Source organism: Legionella nigrisilvae, assembly GCF_977063395.2.
This window is the reverse complement of the sequence record NZ_CDRUGZ020000023.1, coordinates 133,544-149,578: the sequence shown is the minus strand read 5'-3', so window position 1 is coordinate 149,578 and position 16,035 is coordinate 133,544. Positions and strand designations below refer to the sequence as shown.

Below are 16,035 nucleotides of genomic sequence, written 5' to 3'. Positions count from 1 at the left end.
ATAAATAAATTTTTAAAAAAATAGCTATTTTATTGAATTCATTGTAACGTAATGATTTGCATCCTTTTCTTAAAGATGGAACACAACAGAACTACAGTCAGAATCATTTTAAAATGGTCATTTTGAAATATGAGGATAGTGAGTGAGATCAGTACGTATTAATCTAATTCAGGCTGTTGGATTGGTTGTCTTATTGACGTTGACCGCCTGCAAAGGTGACTATTGGGCACTGGATAAAGAGGAGCCTAAATATCCGTGTAAGGTCCTTGGTGCCTGTGATGCTACCATCATGAAACTCGCTAAAAAATTAAATAAAAAAGGGGTAAAAGTAATTACTATTGGTCAGGATTATATGATCAGTATTCCTGCTAATTATTTGTTTGAACCCGAAACACCACGGTTAAAATGGAAATCCTACCCATTACTCAATGAAATTGCTGTATTCCTGAAACAGTTTCGAAAAATTGCAATTAATGTGGCGAGTTACAGTAACAAATATGTCTCTCCACAAAGAGAACACGCGTTGACTTTAGCTCGATCGCGAGTTGTTAGTGAATACCTTTGGTCTCAGGGGGTAGATAGCCGTTTTATCTTTACACAAGGTTTGGGTAGTGATAAACCTATTATTGGGTTTACTAAGGGTGGTGATAATTCAATTAATGCAAGGGTAGAGATTACATTTAGACGAGCTGTGGCATAGGGGAAAAAATGAGTCGTAACACTTGGGAATTGATAAAAAATAGTAAAAATTTCTATGTTCTCTCCTTTAGACGTGGATTAATTACTTTAATTATCTCTTCAATAGTGAATTGCATTTTTGGAGTTTTGATCGCTTACCTTCATTTAACAGAACCTGAGCGGGATTATTATGCAACGAGTGGAATAGCTCCCCCTATTCAGTTGCAACCTCTTTTGGCTCCGAATTATACACCTAATGCGTTACTTCCTCCTGATCCACCAGCGGAGAGTGAGGATAAATTGATACCACAATAAGTATAAATAGAGGATATTATGGCTGAAGATGCCTTGACAGTTGTCGCACTAAGAAACAAATTTTATAAAGACAGCCAGCGTAAAGTAATGCTTGCATTGTTAATAGCTCTTATTGTCAATATAGTTCTAGCTTCATTATTGGTATATATGATTACTCATCCGCCAGCGCCCAAGTATTTTGCTACGAGTATAAATGGCCGTATAACACCACTTTTCCCTTTAAATGAACCAAACCAATCCGATTCTGCAGTATTACAATGGGCAAACCAAGCAGCTATTGCAGCTTTTACTTATAATTTCGTGAATTACAGAGACGAACTACAGGCTTCATCTGGGTTTTTTACACCTGAAGGTTGGGATCAATTTTTAAGCGCTTTACAACAATCAAATAACCTGGATGCAGTCAAAGCCAAGAAGCTGATTGTTTCGGCTGTCGCAACCCGCGCTCCCATTATCTTACAAAAAGGTGTATTAAATGGCAGTTTTTCTTGGCGAGTCCAAATGCCAATATTAGTAACCTATCAGAGTGCCAGTGAGTTTACGCAACAGAATAATGTAGTTACTATGCTGATTACACGTGTATCTACTTTGAATTCCCCTAGAGGAATAGGTATATCGCAATTTGTTGTGGGACCTGCCGCGGGTGGAGTGTCTTAATGAAAAAGCTGAACTGGTTTTTAAAGTTTTGTTTGCTTTCCGGAATAGCTTATGGGGTTCCTGGTTCTTCTTATGCGCAGGATCAGTCTGATAGTGCGCAACAGGCATTACAACAGTTGCGTTTATTGCAGCAGCGGTTATCACAAAATCAGCCCGCAGCACAAAATCAGCAAGCAGGGCAGAACCCTCCTGCAGGACCAAATCAGCCTCTTGGCCAAAATCCAGCTTCAGCACCAAGCCCAGAAGCAAATATTCCTATTCCTCTAGCGAATAATATTTATAAACCCCCGGCACCCACTGCTCCACCTACTCCTAACAATAATTCTAATGCTCCAGAGGTCATTACTCGCAATGATGAGGAGATTATTGATAATAAAGCCTATAAGGATATGACAAAAAGTCTTTATCCCTTGAATACAGGACAAATTGTTCATTTAAAACAATTAAATGAGACTATGGAGTATGCAAAAGCTTCACCTGTAGGTACACCACCAAAACCTACAGCAACTTCTCAATTTGTGAATTTATCTCCAGGCTCTACCCCACCTGTCATTCGTTTGGCGCAAGGGTTTGTTTCTTCCTTAGTTTTTCTTGATTCATCAGGAGCTCCATGGCCAATTGCTGCTTATGATTTAGGAGACCCAAACTCATTTAATATTCAATGGGATAAAACCAGCAATACAATAATGATTCAAGCACTAAAATTATACAATTATGGTAATTTGGCCGTCCGTTTGAGAGGTTTGAATACTCCGGTGATGTTGACCCTTATACCGGGTCAAAAAGCTGTTGATTACCGAGTTGATTTGCGTGTGCAAGGTTATGGACCAAATGCTAAAAGCATGCCCCTAGAAACAGGGATTCCGCCCTCAGCAAGTGAATTGCTTCTTCATGTTTTAGATGGTGTACCACCTCCTGGAAGTAAACGATTAAGTATCACCGGAGGGGATGCGCGGGCTTGGTTAGCTAACGACAGAATGTATGTTAGAACAAATCTTACTATATTGTCGCCGGGCTGGTTAGCAAGTATGACCAGCGCAGATGGGACGCATGCTTATGAAATGCAAAAATCTCCGGTGTTATTAGTTTCCTGGCATGGGAAGGTCATGCAGCTCAAGGTAGAAGGGTTATAAATGGCTGGCAGAAAAGAAAATATAAAATCGCTTTTTTCAAACACGCGTACGCGAGTGATTATCATTTTTACAGTGGCATTATTATTAATTGCTGTGGTGATAGGCTATATAAAATTGAGATCTATAAATAGCGGTCCTTCAGCGGTTGCTACTCTTGGGAGTACACCAGGAGCTATCCAGTCTATCCCGGGTGTTCTCAATCCAACGGCTCAATATGCCAAATTGCAGGAAGAGCAGAATCTTGATCAGGCCAAAAAAGCGGAGCAAACTGGGGGAAGTGCAATTCCTACAATTATCCGTACCCAAGCTTTGGGTGAGGGAGTTGGCGTTATCGGTTCTCAAGGAGGGCAAAGTGGCGTAGGGTTTGCTACCTTAGCCCGAGAGAATGAAGAAGGGTCTCAAAAAAGTCTGTGGCTGCAGGCACTTCAAAACGGGGGGTGCTCAAAAAAAGTGGTTAATCAGGTGGTTAGCCAAGGAGCCCAATTATCCGATCTTAAAGAGGCGTGTAGTTGTGCCCAATTAAAAGATAATGGTTATTCTTTAAAGGATTTGAATCAAGTTTGCCCCTGTAAAGAGCTAAAGGCTGCAGGATACAATGCAAGACAGCTCAAAGATGCAGGATATAATGCAGAACGCTTAAGAGACTGTGGTTATAATGCTTGCGAATTACGTAATGCGGGTTTTACTGCACGAGAACTTAAAGATGCTGGTTTTTCTGATGATGAATTAAAAGGGGCTGGTTATTCTCCAGAAGAAATCGCCAATGCAAGTGGTTTACCACCAGGGATGACTGCTGCGGACGTATTAAAAGCAGGTTGTAGTGTAGATGCATTGACTAAATTACGTAAAGCTGGAGTGACCGCCTCAGCAATTCGACGCATCAGTGGATGTAGCGCAGCGCAATTAAAAGCTGCTGGATTTACCGCTAAAGAGTTGCGAGATGCCGGATTTAGTGCGGCCGATCTAAAACGAGCTGGTTTTACTCCGGAAGAATTGAAGGCTGCAGGATATAGCGCGAGGGATTTATTAAATGCTGGGTTTACGCCAGATGATCTTGCTAAGGCGGGCTATTCTGCGGCGGATATAAGGGCGGCCCAGGGTGAATTGCCGCCAGGTATTACTTCTGATGATGTAAAAAAAGCAGGCTGTGATGTTGATGCCTTAAAAAGGGAAAAGGCTGCGGGAGTGAGCGCCGCCCTTATTAGACAATATGCTGGTTGTAGTGCTCAAGCATTAAAAGCTGCAGGTTTTACTGATGCAGATTTAGCAAATGCGGGTTTTACCCCACAACAAATCAGTAGTGCAATTCCGTTGACCGATGCGCAAATCAAAGCTGCGGGTTGTAATCCAGATAATCTGAAGAAACTATTCGCCGCCGGTGTTTCTGCCAAACAAATTAAAGAATTAAATGGCTGTAGTGCCGAAGCATTAAAAAATGCTGGGTATGGTGCTAAATCCTTACTTGATGCGGGATATACACCGGCCCAACTTCTTGCGGCGGGATTTACCCCCAAAGATTTACAAAATGCAGGATTGAGTCCTGCAGATATCATCGCAGCTGGCCGTGTTGCAGATTGCAGTGTGGAATCACTGAAAAAAGCAAGAGCAGCAGGGGTTAGTGCCTTAACTATTAAAAAAACCCTGGGATGTTCCGCCAAAGCATTAAAAGATGCGGGTTATACTGCAAAAGAACTTAAGGATGCCGGTTTTACAGCAGCTGAACTAAAAAATGCGGGTTTTAGTGCTAAAGACCTAAAAGATGCGGGTTTTAGCGCTAAAGAATTAAAGGATGCGGGTTTTAGTGCGAAAGAATTGAAGGATGCAGGTTTTAGCGCTAAAGAATTAAAAGATGCCGGTTTTAGTGCTAAGGATTTGAAGGATGCCGGATTTACAGCCGCACAGTTAAAAGCAGCTGGTTTTAATGCGAAGGAATTAAAAGATGCAGGATTTAGTGCAGCGGATTTAAAAAATGCTGGTTTTACCGCTGAAGAATTAAAAAATGCAGGATTTTCTGCAGGAGATTTATTAAGTGCCGGATTTACACCTGATCAACTAGCGAAAGCGGGCTATTCTGCTGGGGAAATAAATGCAGCAGGAGCAACTTTACCTCCAGGGGTGACCCCGGATAGTATAAAAAATGCAGGTTGTAGTGTTGAGCAGTTAAAAAAGGAGCGAGCTGCAGGAGTCAGTGCTGCATCAATAAAACAATATGCTGGATGTACAGCCGCACAATTAAGAGCAGCTGGTTTTACTGCCCAAGAATTAAAAGATGCAGGGTTTAGTGCCAAAGAATTGAAGGATGCGGGATTTTCCGCTGCTGAATTAAGAGCCGCAGGTTTTAGCGCTAAAGATCTTAAAGATGCAGGATTTTCAGCTGCAGAACTACGAGCAGCAGGTTTTAGTGCGAAAGATTTGAAAGACGCCGGGTTCACAGCTGCACAATTAGCGGCAGCGGGTTATAGCGCTAAAGATTTAGCGAATGCAGGATTTACCTCTGATGATTTAAAGAATGCTGGCTACAGCCCTTCTGAGTTAATAAATGCTTTCCAAGTGGCTGGCTTGGGTGCTCCAAATGTCCAACAAGGTACATTTAATGTTGGCGGAGTTCCTACCCTAGGACAAGGGGGAGCCGAAGGAACTATAACGCCAGGATCTGCCGCGAGTAATCAACAATTGCAAGACATTATTAATAGACAAAATCAGCAATTGGCTGAACAAAAATATCAACAAAAAATTCAGCAAAAAAGTTCTGACATGTTAACAGCGGCGAATCAACTAATCTCAGAATGGAAAAACGTGCCCACGCAGACTTACACTTCAGGAAATGAAGATAAAGCAGTTGCTGCAGCTGCAGGAATTGGTCCTGGTACCGGAGCAACTGTTACTCAGACCACGACTACCACATCAACTACTGAAGTAAATATGATTAAAACAGGTGATGTTTTGTTCGCTGTAATCGATACTTCAGTTAATAGTGATGAGCCAGGGCCGATTTTAGCAACCATAGTTGCAGGTAGGCTTAAAGGAGCCAAACTAATTGGTAGCTTTAATTTACCTTCCAACGCCGACAAAATGGTCATTACATTTAATTCCATGTCAATTCCTGGCGCTCCAAAAACGATTTCGATCTCAGCTTATGCAATTGATCCAAATACAGCAAGAACGGCTCTTTCAAGTAAAACAAACCATCACTTTTTATTAAGATACGGCTCGTTGTTTGCTTCCTCATTTTTAGAGGGCTTTGGTAATGCATTCCAGTCTGCTAATACTACAGTTACCATAGGTGGTACAGGTGGTGGTAATAACGTAACCATTGCCAATGGTGTAGGTCGTTCTACTTTAGAAAATGCGGTGATTGGTTTAGCCACCGTGGGTAAAACTTGGGGGCAGCAAGCTCAAGTATTATTTAACACACCTACAACTGTTGAGGTTTTTGCAGGAACTCCTGTTGGGGTCTTATTCACTCAGGATATAAAATCTATTTAATTTGATGGTAGGTAAAAATGGCAGATAATGATCAAAACGATGAATATAAATTCGAAGAATTAGATTCTCTTGAGAATGAATCATTAGATACTTCAGAGTTTGATACAAAAAGCTCTGCTCCCGCACGTCCAGGTGGAATGGGGCCCCAAAAGAATATCAAACGAAATGCTTTAATTGCGGTAGGTGTTATTGTTTTTGCGATGTTGATGTATAAATTTATCGGTGGCATGTTTTCTAAAAGCCCTCCCCCTCCTAAGGAAAGCATAACGCCTGCTCCTATAGCAGAAATCACACCGCCTCCGGCTCCACCGGTGACTGAGATTCCACAGGAACCTATTCAACCAAAACCGGTAGTACAAGAGCAATCTCCGCAAACCTCGGCGCTCCAAGAGAGCAATGCGGCGCTACAGCAAAAAGTAGCATCTATTGAGGCCAGTCAACAATCGGTTCAATCCGAGGTTAGTTCAATGAACCAGCAAGTGGGGAATGTTAATAATAATGTCAATGCATTGAATGCCCAGATTACTAAACTGAATCAAATGATTACCGATTTAAATAATCAGGTTGTCAAACAATCAGAAGTAATTAACGTATTAATAGAACGTACAAAACCTAAACCTGTAAAGCGAGTAGTGCGTATTCAACACGTGGCCCCACAAATAAATTATTATATAAATGCAGTAATTCCTGGTCGGGCTTGGCTAATTGGCACAAATGGTTCTACACTTACAGTAAGAGAAGGGACAAAAATCGCAGGATATGGGACTGTTAAGCTTATTGACTCGATGCAGGGTAGGGTCTTAACCAGTTCAGGGCGAGTAATCAGATTTAGTCAAGAAGATAGTTGAGGTGTTGTATGGCTGATACATGTACGGGCGGAAGTGTAGCTTGCTGGATATCAGGTCAAGTTAATATATTAAATAATATTGCAAATTCGCTGATTCCTGTAGAGCGTCTTATTACCGGAGGTGCGTATCTGATTGGTTGTGCTTTTTTGTTCAAAGCAGTCTATAGTTTAAAGACATATGGTGAAGCTCGTACGATGATGTCCAGTAATACGAGTATGAAAGAACCGATTGTATATCTATTTGTTGGCGCGTTATTTATTTATTTTCCATCGGCTTTTTCAACATTAATGGTGAGTACTTTTGGTTATCAAAATGTTCTCCAGTATGCTCCAACCGGAGGTAATAATACGACACTTGATACCTTATTCGGTTCTGGAAGTGTTGTGGGAAGACCCTTGACAATTATTATTCAGGTCATCGGTTTAGTTGCCTTCGTAAGAGGATGGGTGTTGATTGCACGCTCTGCTTCGCAAGGACAACCACCAGGAGGAACAGGAAAAGGTTTAGTTCACGTGTTTGGAGGGATATTAGCGATTAACATTGTAGGTACAATTGAGATGATTAATAATACTTTATATGGGACATCGTGAAAGGCAAAGCACGATATTAATTTGATTTAATTGTGAGTAAATTTAAAATTGGGGAGAAAAAGGTGAAGAGTAAAGTCATTAGTAAATCTAGCTACAAATATTGGTTAGGCAGTTTTATTTGTTTAAGTTTATTGGCTTTGGTAAGTCCAGAGGCCGCAGCAGGAGGCGGGATGTCTGTAGGAAAGATGGCCTCAACGATTACTGGGTCATTTGAAAATTTGACCAAATTAATCACTGCAGGTTCTTATCTGGCTGGATTGGGATTCTCAATCGGTGCTATTATGAAATTTAAACAACATAAAGATAACCCCACCCAGATTCCAATAGGTACACCAATTGCTTTGGTATTTATCGCTGCGGCCTTATTATTCCTTCCCTCTATTCTAGGGGTAACCGGAGTAACAATGTTCGGCGGTAGTGGTGGTCAAACTGCAGGCCCAAGCGGAACAGTTTATACAAGCGGCGGCTAATAATTTAGTAGTTGCTTTATAATGGTAAGATTCATTTCTGATCCTCCTCCCGTAAGGGAAGAGGATCTTTTAATGAGTGTTAAACGAATAATTGCCAAAAATTGATTGTAATAAATGTGAGCCTAAGAATATGGCAGTTAATCTAGAACAAAACAAATTAAAATTAATGGCTACGCCAGGTTCATGGCGTTTGTATTCAGCCAGGAAGGTAGACGAGCGATTCAAGTCGTTCGAGCAAAAAGTATTTCAAAGAGATAGGTATACGTGTAGGTTTTGTGGATTTCAAGCACGCTTATTTCAAGAAGTGGTAAATATTGATAATAATTATGCTAACAACAAATTAGATAACTTGGTTACCTCATGTTGTTTCTGTGCCCAGTGCTTTTTTGTTGAATCTGTTGGCGTGGGTGGATATGGTGGAGGTACCTTAATCTATCTTCCTGAGTTAACCCAAGCTGAGTTGAATAGCATATGTCATGTACTATTTTGTGCGATCACTAATGATACGGGGTATAAATCCAGTGCACAAAATATTTATCGAGCTTTCAAGTTTCGTTCTCAACTCGTGGAAGAAAAATTTGGTGAAGGAACTAGCGACCCTGCAATATTCGGTCAGTTAATGATTGATGCAGGTGTAAATGACGAAGAGCGAAGAGCTCAATTATTTAAAGATATACTTCTATTGCCATCAAGGGCCAAATTTCGTAAACAAATTGAAAAATGGGCTGCAAGTGCATTAGAAGAAATTTCAAGTTAATGTGAGGAACGGAATGGCGCATTGGTCAGAATCTTTTTTTGAAGGAATAGATACCTTCTTTGCCTGGCTAAGTACATCGCTCAAGCAAACAACAGAATCATATATTGATTTAGAAACAGCTGATAGTCCAACAGTGTTGGTTAATCACGATGGCTCCTTAGTATCAGTTTTGAAGGTTGAAGGCGTATCAGCCCTTGTAGGAAATGCTGAATTTGATAATTTGGTTGCAGGTCTAACCAATTCATTTCAAGCTGCTATGGGGCGTCCAGGACATGCTTTGCAGGTTTATTTTAGTCATGATAAACAAAACATAAAGAAATTGATCCAAGATACCTATCAACCCGCTACGGCTACTGCCAAACGACTGGAACTGAATTTAGAAGACTTGTTTCAAGAACGAGTTGATTATATGGCATCCTGGTGCGCGGAAGAACGCGTATATTTTGTGCTGTTCACACGCCCCTTCAATTTAACATCAGAGCAATTAAAAATTGCTAACAAAACTAAAATGAAGATGATTAAAGATATGAAGGCTCCACCTTTTAAGAACAGCCAGACTATCTATGCCGCAATTCCAGAGTTACGTGACACCCATGACGCATATGTGCGATCGGTGGTGAATGATATGGATTCGCATCATGTGTTTGTCAAATTATTGGAGGTTCATGATGCCATCCATGCAATTCGCATGACTGCAGATCCAGATTATACTGCTGATGATTGGCGCCCAAGTTTGCCTGGAGATAAGGTTACAATTAGAGAAATAAACAGTTTTGAAGGCGATGCTTCTGATTTATTATGGCCATCATTGGCAAAACAAGTATTCCCTCGTGACGCTGAAGTATTAGACTTACGCACAGTGAGGGTTGGAGATAAGATTTATTCATCAACCTACATCGATTTATTTCCTAAGGATCTCAGACCATTTATTCAGTTATTTTCCCGCATACTTCCTTCCCATGTTCCTTGGCGAATTTCTTTCTTAATTGAAAGTGAAGGGCTTGCCACGATTAAGCTCAAAGGGATGCTGGCTGCGATTCTTACTTTTAGTTCTGCCCAAAATCGTTTGATCAGTGATTCAGTAAATTTATTAAAATATATACAGCTTAATACGGATGAATCTCTAGTACGCTTGCGGGTTGTGGCTACAACTTGGGCACCTGAAGACAGAATGCCATTATTGCGTCAACGTAGTTCTGAGTTAGTAAAAGCAATTGAAGGCTGGGGATCAACTGATGTTTCTGAAATTTGTGGTGACCCTTTTGGTGGTTTTGTTTCCACAATGTTAGGAGCTACGCTCAATAGTACTGCAGTACCTACAGTCGCTCCCCTCAGTTCGGTAATCTCTATATTACCTATTACTCGTCCTGCTTCACCTTGGACAAAAGGCGCATTGCTTTTTAGAACACCGGATGGTAAGCCTTGGCCATTTCAACCTGGATCTACAGAACAAACTACTTGGATTGATTTGGTTTATGCACGTCCTGGTTCTGGTAAGTCAGTTTTATCCAATGCGATTAATTTAGCATTATGCTTGTCGGGTGGATTGTTACGTTTACCACGTATTGCGATTATTGATATTGGACCTTCAAGTAGTGGACTTATCTCTCTACTCAAAGAGGCGCTTCCCGCATCAAAACGTCATTTGGTTGCTTATCATCGCTTAAGGATGACCCCTGAGTATTCCATTAATCCTTTTGATACCCAATTAGGATGTCGTTATCCTACTGCATTAGAACGTGCTTTTTTAGTGAACTTTATAACGTTACTCACTACGCCGCTTGGGGCAGAAAGGCCCTACGATGGTATGCCCGATCTTGCGGGTATGGTCGTAGATGAATTATATAAAAGTTTGGCTGATGAGTATAATCCTGCCCCGTATTCCCCTGGGATTGAGGAATTTATTGACAGTATATTAGAAGAAATTGGTTTTATTCGTGATTCAAAATCAACGTGGTGGGAAGTAACTGACTCACTTTATTCAGCAGGATTTGTTCATGAGGCGATGTTGGCTCAACGCTATGCGATGCCTTTATTGGCTGATGCTGCATCCATTTGTCGTACCCCCTCTATTGAAGATTTATATGAACGAATAACGGCACCGACTGGTGAGTCCTTAATTAACGCGTTTTCTCGAATGATCTCTGCTGCAGTTCGGGAATATCCTATCTTATCACGTGTGAGTGCCTTTGATATTGGTGATGCACGGGTAGTATCGCTTGATCTCGATGAAGTTGCAAAAAGTGGTGGTGATGCCGCAGACAGACAGACGGCGGTTATGTATATGTTGGCACGTTATGTGTTGGCAAGACATTATTATTTAACTGAAGAGAGCCTAAATAATATCCCGGAGCAATACAAGGAATATCATAAAGAAAGAGTGCAAGAAATTCGTGAAGATCACAAACGTATTGTTTATGACGAGTTCCATCGTACTTCCAAATCTGCTGCAGTGCGTGAACAAGTTATTATCGATATGCGGGAAGGACGTAAATGGAAAGTACAAATCGCCTTGTTATCCCAGTCAGTTGATGACTTTGATCCGGTAATGATCGATTTTGCCACTGCAATTTACATCATGGATGCAGGACCTTCACAAGCGATTGAAAAAACAACTGCAATATTTGGACTCTCGGATACTGCAAAAACTGCTTTACGAAACCGAGTCCATGGTCCACGACAAGGTGGGGGAACGTTTTTAGCTCAATATGCTACTAAAACTGGTGTGAATGTTCAGTTGCTTACCTTGACCTTAGGGCCAGTAGAACTTTGGGCATTTAGTACCACGGCTGAAGATGCTACGGTGAGAAACCACTTATATCGTCATCTTGGCCCTGGGGAAGCTAGGCGTGTTTTGGCCGCACTTTTTCCTAATGGTTCAGTTGCCAAAGAATTAGAAACTCGGCTGAATAGTATGAAAGAAAAAATGGGTTTGATTGAAGAAGAACTGAAAGAAAGTATTGTAGAACAATTAATTAATGAAATTCTTGAAGCGTATTCAAAAAATCCTGATGTGAAGAGTTTACCTGCAAAATTAACTTGAGTTGGACTTTTCCTCTTTTTATCTTTTTATGCTTAATGTAATCCCGTATTAAGTTGGCATTTGTACGGGATTCTTTTAAAATCCCACTCCGCTAAGAGAATAATATTATTCTTATATCAAACAGCATCATGCAATTAATATTCTCTTAAGAGAACTTCCCTATAATCAACCTTCTGAATCTTGAATGAAATGCAGTATTCAATTCATTCTGGAACGAATAAAAATAATAAAAAAGGAAGCATAGGATGAAGTTTTATATGAACAATGCAGTCGCTATTTTGTTTTCACTATTCATAGGTATTAATACAAGTTTTGCCCAAATAAATACGGAAATTCCAGATGAAATGTTCATTAAAGAACATTGGATCAGTTTAACCACTAGCTATGACATTGAAACAAAAACACGAAAATTAGGTACTTTATATAGAAAGTTCTTTAGTCTGTTATTAACGTATGAATTTTTTGATCCTTTTGATAATAAGTTAGCTTATGCGCGCTCAAGATTTCTTTCGCTGACTGCCCATTTTGATGTGTACGATAATTATGAAAATTTTATTGGAGCTGCTGATGAACGATTATTTGCCTTTTTTCCTACCTTTGATGTTTATGGACCAGACGGGTATACAAAATTGGCTAAGGCGAGTATGAACTTCTGGGGGACGACATTCACAATCTATGATCCAGTAACCGATAGACAAATGGCTACTCTGTATCGACCCTTTTTTAGACTGAAGAATGATTGGACTTTTAATATTACTGACCGGGCGTTATTTAATCAAAAAAACATTGATTCTCGAGTGCTGATGACTGTAATTGCATTCCAGGGCGATAGGGAATATTGGGAAAGTACGCATCGAAATGACTTAAAGTCCATTGCGAACAAATCGAATCAAGCGAACGAAGTGACCTCGGAACAAGTTAGCGATCTTTTAGAACAAATTGCGGAAGTTAGTAAACAAGCGGGGATAGAAAAAATAAAAAATCCGGATTCGAAGATGATGGATGTTGTTGCTAACGAGTTGGAAAATAATTATAGAAAAACTCATATGTTGGAGGAATCGACACAGACAAACCAGCAAAAACTTGCAGCCTTCGCTGAATATTGTTTGGGTTTGGTACAATCCAATTCCCTACCCAATGAGAAGAAAAATATAATACTGTTCTTACTTAAGACACGTCTGGAAGGGGCTGCGAATTTAATTTGATATCTTAGCGCAGGATATACTACTTACTGGAGATCCCTTACTGGATTTGAGATGACGTGTTCTTCTGAGCAGTCATCATGAGTTTGGCAAGAGGGCTCTTCAGCCTTTAATATTGTGAATTATTTCATTATAAGACGATACCATCTCCTGAAGCTCATTAACTGCATTAGGGAGGTAGTATCTTTTCGGAATGCGCAAATTTTAATTTGTTCTCATGGGTAAAGTTACAATGACTTTTAAGCCTCCTTGTAAATTATTCGTCAAGGTAATATCGCCTTGATGCATTTGAATAATTTCTCTAGCAATAGTTAATCCAAGTCCGGTGCCTCCGGTACTGCGTGAACGCGAATATTCACCTCGGTAAAAAGGCAAGAAAACATGTTCTAGATCGGCTTCCGCTAATCCTGGGCCCTGGTCGGTAATTGTAATTTCTATTTTATTAGCTAGGGAATTTAGGTGAATCATTGCCTTATAACCATAATGAACTGCATTATTAATTAAATTATTGAACGCCCGTTTTAATAAATTCACCGTACCATAATAGACCAGCTTCGTGGGTTCACTAGTAAAACTGACATCATAGCTTAGTTCTAGCGCATCATCTTTCAGTGATGAAAGCAGAGCTACCAAGTCAAAAAGTTGGGGCTTTTCCTCAACATTGACGTCCCGGAAATAATCTAGAGTTTCACGAATCATAAGTTCCATCTCATTAATATCCGACATTATTTTGTTGTAATTGGGATCATCCTCCAAATATTCAGCACGTAATTTTAAACGAGTTAATGGGGTGCGCAGATCATGCGAAATTGCAGTAACTACTCGAGTTCGATTTGCTAAAAGCTTGTTCACTTTTTCTTGTAAGTCATTAATTTTCTTAAAAATAGTTTTTTGATCCTGGTTTCCAGTCACTGGGATAGGTAACCAATTTTCTTGGTGCTCACTGTAATTAAGGCTTTGAATTAGGGTATGAATGGGTTGGTTGAGTGTTCGTACGGCCCAATAATTGATGAAGAGTAACGCGCCAATTAAGATAAGAAACAGGCTGACCACTGAGTTTGCTTGGACGGGAAAAAAAGAGATAACCTTAATATTTAACCAATTATTCTCTTTTATAAAAACCGAGAATTCTAATTTTTTATTTTGTTTGATTAAGTTAAAAAGCACCGGAGCTTTTAATGTTACCAATGCATTTTTATCATGCAAGGGTTTAGGAGATAAAGTTATTTCAGCCCAAGAAATACTTTGATTTCGTAAGATCAAGGGCCATATGGATTGTGGATTTTTTTGTAATAAGGTGACGAGATGAATCAATGAGTGCACTGCTTTAGGAGGAAGAGGCGAACGGATGTTTTCATAATAATATTTCCCTAGCTGCATGAGGGAAAAAATTATTAATAAGTTACCAAGAATTAATCCGATGAGGGTTTTTTTTGCGGTTTTGGTTAATTGCGTCATACCAAATTAACCTTAGTTTTGAATTGATAGCCTCCTCCTCGAATCGTTAATAAGGAGCGTGGATTACGCGGATCGAGCTCAATTTTTTTACGCAAACGGCCTATAAGTACATCAATTGTTCTATCTTGCGAATCACAGTCTTTGTCGTACAATAAGTCCATCAATTGATCGCGGCTCAGAATTCGACCAGGGTGTTCTAAGAAAATAATCAATAGCTCATATTCTCGATGACTTAATGGGATGGCTACAGATTCTTTATCGATTAATGAGTGAGTATTGCGATCAAGTATCCAATTATCAAAATGAATTTGTTGTAGTGGAGTTAGTTTTTTACGATCCTGTTCCAATTCGCCTTGCGTTCTTCTTAATTGGGCTTTGATCCGTGCGAGTAATTCACGAGAGCTGAAGGGTTTGGAAATATAATCATCTGCGCCTAACTCCAGGCCGGCAACCCGATCTGCAATACTGTTTGCTGCGCTGAGCATGATTATGGGCATGCTATGAGTTTGACGAATTGTTTGACATAAATTTAATCCATCAATGCCTGGGAGCATGATATCTAAAATAATTAAATCAAAATTATGTTCTCTTAATAGCTGTTTGATGTTTAAGCCATTCAAGGTCCAGGTGGTGCGAAAACCATTTTTAATCAAGTAATCATTAATCAAATGCGTAATTTCTTGATCATCATCAATAATCAATATGTGGCTTTTTCTTGTGCTCATGAATCACCAGATAAAAGAAATTTAGTCTAAGTACTGGAAGCAGAATTTAAAAAATATAACGTTTAAGGTTATGACTATGCCGGCTTTATTATAACAGCAAACCGACCTATGTTCAGCATTGTAACAGAGTTGTTACAACAAACAGTGCATTTGTCATATTCCTATTACATTGTCTCCTTACACTATCTGTGAAAACCTAATAGGAGAAAATAAAATGAACGTAAAACGTTTCCTTTTAATTAATAGTTTAGCTTTTAGTGTATTAAGTACCTCTATTGCAATAGCACAACCAGCGGCATCGGGTGCGACAGTTTCGATAAATCACACAGGCCATTATAAACAGCATGTTGGTAAGCTGTTAACCCCGGAGCAACGCTCAGAGTTGGCTAAAATTAAAAATACTTTTCGCACCCAAATGGCACCATTAATTAAAGAAAAACGAGCTCTAAGTATGCAAATAAAAGGCAAATTAGCTAGTCCAAATGCAAAATGGAGTGATATATCGAGCTTGGTAGAAAAAAGAAATCGCGTCAATGCTAAGATAAGTACCCTCTGGGCTCAAACCCAATTTCAAACCTATCAAAAATTGGGTGTTTTATTGCCTGTCCACCATAGTCATCATTGTGGTTTTCAGAATAAAAATCTTATTAAAAGATCATAAAGCGCATTGGAC

The 16,035-nt window shown here is 39.8% G+C and carries 14 protein-coding genes; 12 read left to right on the top strand and 2 right to left on the bottom strand.

Features of this window, described 5'->3' with window-relative positions:
- Positions 1 to 142 precede the first annotated feature (142 nt).
- The 11 genes from icmN to ACWTE2_RS15670 all read left to right on the top strand — a co-directional run bounded on the left by icmN (position 143) and on the right by ACWTE2_RS15670 (position 13,182).
- Entirely contained in the window at positions 143 to 700 is a 558-nt protein-coding gene (gene icmN, locus ACWTE2_RS15720; protein ID WP_454786081.1) for a type IVB secretion system protein IcmN/DotK, read from the top strand.
- An 8-nt stretch (positions 701 to 708) separates the two neighbouring features.
- Positions 709 to 993 (top strand): type IVB secretion system protein IcmM/DotJ, encoded by a 285-nt coding sequence (icmM, locus tag ACWTE2_RS15715; RefSeq protein WP_182391550.1) that lies wholly within the window; start codon positions 709 to 711, stop codon positions 991 to 993.
- 18 nt (positions 994 to 1,011) lie between these two features.
- Positions 1,012 to 1,650, top strand: coding sequence for a type IVB secretion system apparatus protein IcmL/DotI (locus tag ACWTE2_RS15710; RefSeq protein ID WP_058466659.1), 639 nt, complete (start codon positions 1,012 to 1,014; stop codon positions 1,648 to 1,650).
- The gene (locus ACWTE2_RS15705) at positions 1,650 to 2,783 is read left to right on the top strand and encodes a DotH/IcmK family type IV secretion protein (RefSeq protein WP_454786080.1); all 1,134 of its coding nucleotides are present in this window, start codon (positions 1,650 to 1,652) and stop codon (positions 2,781 to 2,783) included. The genes ACWTE2_RS15710 and ACWTE2_RS15705 overlap by 1 nt, the downstream gene beginning before the upstream one ends.
- A complete protein-coding gene (gene dotG / locus ACWTE2_RS15700) occupies positions 2,784 to 6,269 on the top strand; it encodes a type IVB secretion system protein DotG/IcmE (protein ID WP_454786079.1) in 3,486 nt (1,161 codons plus the stop codon). It abuts the gene before it with no gap.
- Positions 6,270 to 6,286: 17 nt separating this feature from the next.
- A complete protein-coding gene (gene icmG, locus ACWTE2_RS15695; protein WP_454786078.1) occupies positions 6,287 to 7,117 on the top strand; it encodes a type IVB secretion system protein IcmG/DotF in 831 nt (276 codons plus the stop codon).
- Positions 7,118 to 7,125: 8 nt separating this feature from the next.
- Positions 7,126 to 7,707: a type IV secretion protein IcmC gene (locus ACWTE2_RS15690; protein ID WP_182391546.1), complete on the top strand. Its 582-nt coding sequence runs from the start codon at positions 7,126 to 7,128 to the stop codon at positions 7,705 to 7,707.
- Between the two features lie 62 nt (positions 7,708 to 7,769).
- Positions 7,770 to 8,177: a type IV secretion protein IcmD gene (locus tag ACWTE2_RS15685; protein WP_182391545.1), complete on the top strand. Its 408-nt coding sequence runs from the start codon at positions 7,770 to 7,772 to the stop codon at positions 8,175 to 8,177.
- 130 nt (positions 8,178 to 8,307) lie between these two features.
- Complete coding sequence (gene icmJ, locus ACWTE2_RS15680; protein ID WP_182391544.1) at positions 8,308 to 8,934, top strand: type IVB secretion system protein IcmJDotN; 627 nt, start codon at positions 8,308 to 8,310, stop codon at positions 8,932 to 8,934.
- A gap of 13 nt (positions 8,935 to 8,947) precedes the next feature.
- Positions 8,948 to 11,977: a type IV secretion protein IcmB gene (locus ACWTE2_RS15675; RefSeq protein WP_454786077.1), complete on the top strand. Its 3,030-nt coding sequence runs from the start codon at positions 8,948 to 8,950 to the stop codon at positions 11,975 to 11,977.
- 245 nt (positions 11,978 to 12,222) lie between these two features.
- Entirely contained in the window at positions 12,223 to 13,182 is a 960-nt protein-coding gene (locus ACWTE2_RS15670) for an LURP-one-related/scramblase family protein (protein ID WP_454786076.1), read from the top strand.
- A 201-nt stretch (positions 13,183 to 13,383) separates the two neighbouring features.
- On the opposite strand, the gene ACWTE2_RS15665 is transcribed toward ACWTE2_RS15670, so the two are convergent.
- Together ACWTE2_RS15665 and ACWTE2_RS15660 are read right to left on the bottom strand one after the other, a co-directional pair.
- Entirely contained in the window at positions 13,384 to 14,637 is a 1,254-nt protein-coding gene (locus tag ACWTE2_RS15665; RefSeq protein ID WP_454786075.1) for a sensor histidine kinase, read from the bottom strand.
- Positions 14,634 to 15,362, bottom strand: a complete 729-nt coding sequence (locus ACWTE2_RS15660) for a response regulator transcription factor (RefSeq protein ID WP_182391541.1) — start codon at positions 15,360 to 15,362, stop codon at positions 14,634 to 14,636. The genes ACWTE2_RS15665 and ACWTE2_RS15660 overlap by 4 nt, the downstream gene beginning before the upstream one ends.
- A 214-nt stretch (positions 15,363 to 15,576) precedes the next feature.
- Between ACWTE2_RS15660 and ACWTE2_RS15655 the strand changes: the two genes are divergently transcribed.
- Positions 15,577 to 16,023, top strand: coding sequence for a Spy/CpxP family protein refolding chaperone (locus tag ACWTE2_RS15655; RefSeq protein ID WP_454786074.1), 447 nt, complete (start codon positions 15,577 to 15,579; stop codon positions 16,021 to 16,023).
- The last annotated feature ends 12 nt before the right edge of the window (positions 16,024 to 16,035 follow it).

Bases quoted from the DNA above. Each gene is read 5' to 3' on its own strand.
- icmM (WP_182391550.1), top strand. From the start codon at position 709: ATGAGTCGTAACACTTGGGAATTGATAAAAAATAGTAAAAATTTCTAT.
- ACWTE2_RS15710 (WP_058466659.1), top strand. From the start codon at position 1,012: ATGGCTGAAGATGCCTTGACAGTTGTCGCACTAAGAAACAAATTTTAT.
- ACWTE2_RS15705 (WP_454786080.1), top strand. From the start codon at position 1,650: ATGAAAAAGCTGAACTGGTTTTTAAAGTTTTGTTTGCTTTCCGGAATA.
- dotG (WP_454786079.1), top strand. From the start codon at position 2,784: ATGGCTGGCAGAAAAGAAAATATAAAATCGCTTTTTTCAAACACGCGT.
- icmG (WP_454786078.1), top strand. From the start codon at position 6,287: ATGGCAGATAATGATCAAAACGATGAATATAAATTCGAAGAATTAGAT.
- ACWTE2_RS15690 (WP_182391546.1), top strand. From the start codon at position 7,126: ATGGCTGATACATGTACGGGCGGAAGTGTAGCTTGCTGGATATCAGGT.
- icmJ (WP_182391544.1), top strand. From the start codon at position 8,308: ATGGCAGTTAATCTAGAACAAAACAAATTAAAATTAATGGCTACGCCA.
- ACWTE2_RS15675 (WP_454786077.1), top strand. From the start codon at position 8,948: ATGGCGCATTGGTCAGAATCTTTTTTTGAAGGAATAGATACCTTCTTT.
- ACWTE2_RS15670 (WP_454786076.1), top strand. From the start codon at position 12,223: ATGAAGTTTTATATGAACAATGCAGTCGCTATTTTGTTTTCACTATTC.
- ACWTE2_RS15665 (WP_454786075.1), bottom strand. From the start codon at position 14,637: ATGACGCAATTAACCAAAACCGCAAAAAAAACCCTCATCGGATTAATT.
- ACWTE2_RS15660 (WP_182391541.1), bottom strand. From the start codon at position 15,362: ATGAGCACAAGAAAAAGCCACATATTGATTATTGATGATGATCAAGAA.
- ACWTE2_RS15655 (WP_454786074.1), top strand. From the start codon at position 15,577: ATGAACGTAAAACGTTTCCTTTTAATTAATAGTTTAGCTTTTAGTGTA.